The 5,170-nt window shown below is 39.1% G+C and carries 4 protein-coding genes; all 4 read left to right on the top strand.

Annotated elements, in window-relative coordinates:
- The first annotated feature begins 142 nt into the window (after positions 1–142).
- A complete protein-coding gene (locus tag AC2JBO_RS42895) occupies positions 143–1,156 on the top strand; it encodes a glycosyltransferase family 2 protein (protein WP_496959719.1) in 1,014 nt (337 codons plus the stop codon).
- A 23-nt stretch (positions 1,157–1,179) separates the two neighbouring features.
- Positions 1,180–1,374 carry a hypothetical protein gene (locus AC2JBO_RS42890; RefSeq protein ID WP_496959718.1) on the top strand — a complete coding sequence of 65 codons (195 nt, stop codon included), beginning with the start codon at positions 1,180–1,182 and terminating at the stop codon, positions 1,372–1,374.
- 719 nt (positions 1,375–2,093) lie between these two features.
- Positions 2,094–3,965: an NAD(P)H-quinone oxidoreductase subunit F gene (locus tag AC2JBO_RS42885; protein WP_496959717.1), complete on the top strand. Its 1,872-nt coding sequence runs from the start codon at positions 2,094–2,096 to the stop codon at positions 3,963–3,965.
- Between the two features lie 199 nt (positions 3,966–4,164).
- Positions 4,165–5,170: NADH-quinone oxidoreductase subunit M (locus AC2JBO_RS42880; RefSeq protein ID WP_496959716.1), on the top strand; the 1,006-nt coding region annotated here is incomplete at its 3' end.

Raw genomic sequence — 5,170 nt, 5'->3', positions numbered from 1 at the left:
GTGCAGTCTTTAGATATTGTGCAGTCATTTCGATTTGCTGTTAAGGCGAATCAAGTGATTAGTCAGTCTTTGTTTTACCAACCTCGTAGTTGGAAGATTACAAGCTCGTAATGAACTTATACCCTTTATATAACATAATATTATGTATACTAAACTTGTTTCTATTATTATTCCTTGTTACAACGCCAGTCGCTGGATAGCAGAAGCTATTGAAAGTTGTTTATGGCAAACTTATCCAAATATAGAGATTATCATTATCGATGATGGTTCGAGAGACAATTCTTTAGAAATTATCAAGAGTTACGCTAAAAAACATAGTAATATTATTTGGCGCCGCATTCCCCATACAGGAGGAAACCATGCTCGCAATGTTGGTCTATCTTTATCTCAAGGCGAATATATCCAATTTTTAGATGCCGACGATTACATCTTACCATCCAAGCTTGAACGTCAAGTTGATTTCTTAGAATCAACAGGCGCCGACGTTGTTTATGGAGACTGGCGGCATCAATATAATTATAGTAACGGCACATACACATTAGGAGATATAAAAATCAGTGGACAGCAAACCGATATCCTCGAATCTTTACTTGGTACGTGGTGGGTAGCTGTAGCTGCTTTACTTTATAGACATAAAGCAATTAAAAACAGTGGTGGATGGGATGAAACTCTTGATACTGCACAAGATAGAGACTTTATTATCTCTATAGTGATGCGTGGTGCATTAGTTATGTATCAACCTGGTTGCTATTCAATATATAGACGTTACGGTAATGTCACAGTCTCAACAGCTTCTAAACCACGTTGGATAATGGGTCATTGTCTAGTTTTAGAAAAAGCAGAACGTAAACTAGCACAAAATAAAAGACTTTCGAGTAACTACCAACGCGCGTTAGCTGCTGGTTACTTCGATATGGCACGATACGCACTGTTTGAAGACTACTCGCTATACATAAAATTACTGGAAGCTGCACTCGCGCGGTGTCCAGATTTTCAGGGTAACAGCAAAAACCGAATCTATCACCGTCTCAGAACACTTATTGGTTTCCGACATACCGAACAAATATTTTGCTGTCTGCTAATTGTCAAAAAGTATGTATATTCAATTATAGATACATTGGCTGGACTCAAAAACATATCCTCAGCCACGCCTTGAACGTTTTTAAACAGGTAATCTTTATGAACCGCTCGAAAATAGTCGCTATACTTACTGGCGCCATCTCAATTATTTTAGCTGTCGCTTATTTAATTATCGTCCAGTTTCTCGATTTTAGAGGTGAAATGAAACCGGCACCTGTCGGTATGCTTAATCAATCAATAGTAACATATACTCATACCTTTACTCCTACTGCACCCTTATTTATTGAGTTATGAATCTATATAATATATGTAGGACAGGATATGTAGGACAGGATATGTAGGACAGGATATGTAGGACAGGATATGTAGGACAGGATATGTAGGACAGGATATGTAGGACAGGATATGTAGGACAGGATATGTAGGACAGGCAAGATGCCTATCCTACGGGTTTAATAATGATAATCATAATTATTTATGATGTTCATATCAAAAAAGTGAAGTTATATGAAGTTTTATTAAGAAAAGTAGATTTACTTATTTACAAAATTCTCTTGTTGAGCATAAGCAAAGTAAATACTTTTGTGAAAGAAAATACTGATTGTAAATATAACGAATTGTTAAGGAGTTGGCGCCTAATCAACCTGCATACTATATTTTGATTATTTTTTTGTATTCTAAATAAAACTCAATAATCAGCATAAGAATAACCAATAGTTTGGATTGACGCGCGCGAATTACAGGAATTACAAAGGATAGAGATAAATCAATCCATAGATTAAAAACGATAGTAAAGATTAGATATAGTGATAGTGCTTTATATAAGAAAAAATTAGAGCATATATCGCTGATTTTTTTCAAATAATAATTCCATTTTGAGCCATATAAAGTTACTCTATAACTAATAAGATTAAGTAAATATAAATTTGCATAAGTTGCAATTTTTGGGGTGCCTGAAGTTAGGTTGATGGGAACAGCCCCTAAGTTAATGCTGCAAATCTAGAGGTAAGTTAATGATACAGTACTTGCTAGACACCATTTGGTTGGTGCCTTGCTATGCCCTTCTGGGCGGGCTTATAGCGTTACTTTGGTCGCCTGGGGTGAATCGTATCACAGGTCCAAGACCGGCTGGTTATGCCAATCTAGTAATGACGTTTACAGCGTTTATTCATTGTTCGTTAGCACTAATTGGGACTTGGAACCATCCACCGCAAGAGATATTTATTCCCTGGCTGTCAACGACAGGATTAAATATATCAGTAGATATAGAGGTATCATCTGTCAACGTTGCTGCGATGACCGTGGTCTGTGGTTTGAATTTCTTATCACAGATTTACGCTATCGGGTACATGGAAATGGACTGGGGTTGGGGACGTTTTTTCTCTTTGCTTGGTCTATTTGAAGGGGGATTATGTTGTTTAGCTCTTTCTAATAGTTTGTTCTGTAGTTATGTAGTGTTAGAAATATTAACGCTAGGAACTTATTTATTAGTTGGACTATGGTTTAGCCAACCTTTAGTGGTGACAGGAGCGCGCGATGCATTCCTGACAAAACGGATAGGTGATTTAATTCTGTTAATGGGTGTATTAGGTATATATCCTTTAGCACAAAGTTGGAACTATACAGATTTAACGCAGTGGGCACAAACTGCGAATGTTGACCCTACAGTAATTTCTTTAGTTTGTTTAGCGTTGATCGCAGGTCCAATGGGTAAGTGCGCCCAGTTTCCACTGCACTTGTGGTTGGATGAAGCGATGGAAGGCCCAGTACCCAGTACAATTTTGCGGAACTCGGTTGTTGTTGCTTCCGGCGCCTGGGTTTTAGTAGAGTTACAACCAGTATTTAGCTTGTCGCCATTTGTATCAAGTGCAATGGTAGCTGTTGGTTCAGTAACAGCAATAGGAGCTTCACTCATTGCGATAGCACAAATCGATGTTAAGCGTTGCCAGTCATATTCGGTAAGTGCTTATATGGGTTTAATATTCATCGCTGTAGGAACTCAGCAAAATGAAGCTGCATTATTACTGGTACTTAGCCATGCTTTATCAGCAGCATTGTTAGTAATGTCTACTGGTGGAGTTGTTTGGAATAGCATTACTCAAGATGTGACCCAACTCGGTGGTTTGTGGTCGCGTCGTCCAATTTCTGGTCTAGCTTTTATTGTAGGTACGCTTGGATTGATTGGTTTCCCACCATTGGGTTCTTTCTGGGCATTGCTCAAACTTGCAGATGCATTATGGATAACACATCCTGTTTTAGTTGGAGTGATTATTTTAGTTAATGCTTTAACTGCATTCAGCTTGGCTCGTGAATTTGGTTTAATTTGGGGTGGTAAAGCGAAACAAATGAGTGAACGCTCTCCAGAAGTTTTCTGGCCAATGGTATTACCGATGGTTATTTTAGCTGGATTTGTATTGCACTTACCATTGATACTAGAAAGCTTTTCTTTACTACCTTCCTGGGCAGTACTTAATAAAGATGTAGCTTTGTTGCTGATATGGTCGAGTATATTTGGTATAAGCATTGGTGGTGTGATTTACCTAGGTGACTTCATTCCCAAACCAGTTAAACTTCCGCTCCAACCTCTACAAAACTTGTTAGCTTACGATTTTTACACTCCCAAACTGTACCGTGCGAGCATAGTATTGGGTGTCGATTTAATATCAAAACTTACTGATATCGTTGACCGCTTCGTCGTTGATGGTATCGTTAACCTATTTGGTTTGATTTCCCTTGGTGGTGGTGAAGGACTTAAATACAGTAACTCTGGGCAAACACAATTCTACGCATTAACCATTCTGCTGGGAGTTAGTCTATTAGGCGCCTTCGTTACCTGGCAATTCTGGGGAGAGCAATTTATGAATTTGATGTCCGCAGTTCAGTAAAAAGTGCTGAGTGCTGAGTGCTGAGTGCTGAGTAGAGTTAGGAGTTAGGAGTTAGGAGTTAAGAATTAAACTTAATACTCAGCACTCAGCACTCAAAACTCAGCACTCAAAACTCAGCACTCAAAACTCAGCACTCAAAACTCAGCACTTAATACTCAGCACTCAGCACTCAGCACTTTCAATTTATTAGACAGGATTTATGTTAAGTGTTTTAATTTGGGCGCCAATCTTAGGTGCATTGGCAGTTGCCGTACTTCCGAAAAAGCTACCTGCGGGTAATGTTCGATTTGTAAGCTTGTTTATTGCAGGACTAGTTTTTCTTTGGAACCTGTTTATCTTACTCAAATTTGATGTTACCAATCCAGGGATGCAGTTAACTGAGTATCTACCTTGGAATGAAACTCTCGGTTTGAACTATCAACTGGGAGCGGACGGTTTGTCCATTTTGATGTTGGTACTAAATAGCTTTCTAACTTGGATTGCAATTTACAGCAGCAGTAAAGAAACAGAACGTTCGAGACTTTTTTACTCGCTTATTCTCCTTATTAGTGGTGGTGTTGCAGGAGCTTTTGCAGCACAGAATCTACTATTATTCTTCCTCTTCTACGAATTTGAATTAATTCCCTTCTACCTTCTGATTTCAATTTGGGGAGGTGAAAGACGAGCTTACGCAGGAATTAAATTTTTAATTTATACTGCGGTATCAGGCGCCTTTATTTTGGCAACATTCCTTGGATTAGTATGGTTGACAGGCTCTAAAAGCTTTGCAATGGATACGATATCGGTTCAAGGCTTGTCAAGTGGGCTACAATTACTCCTTTTAGTTGGAGTTGTAATTGGCTTTGGTATAAAAATACCTCTGGTTCCGTTCCATACTTGGTTGCCTGATGCTTATGTTGAAGCATCTGCACCCATAGCAATTCTTCTTGGTGGTGTCTTAGCAAAACTTGGAACTTATGGTTTACTAAGATTCGGTTTAGGTATGTTCCCGGATGCATGGAGCGTTATTGCACCAACTTTAGCAACTTGGGGCGCCGCTAGTGCTGTTTACGGAACAGTAACTGCTGTTGCTCAAAAGGACATCAAGCGCATGGTCGCTTACAGTTCGGTTGGACACATGGGTTATATTTTACTCGCTGCTGCTGCTAGTACACCTCTCGCACTTGTTGGCGCCGTTGCCCAAATGGTGAGTCACGGTTTAATTT

Source organism: Calothrix sp. CBUCES-K 9914, assembly GCF_059640475.1.
This window is presented reverse-complemented; position numbering and strand designations above follow the sequence as displayed.

Bases quoted from the DNA above. Each gene is read 5' to 3' on its own strand.
- AC2JBO_RS42885 (WP_496959717.1), top strand. From the start codon at position 2,094: ATGATACAGTACTTGCTAGACACCATTTGGTTGGTGCCTTGCTATGCC.
- AC2JBO_RS42890 (WP_496959718.1), top strand. From the start codon at position 1,180: ATGAACCGCTCGAAAATAGTCGCTATACTTACTGGCGCCATCTCAATT.
- AC2JBO_RS42895 (WP_496959719.1), top strand. From the start codon at position 143: ATGTATACTAAACTTGTTTCTATTATTATTCCTTGTTACAACGCCAGT.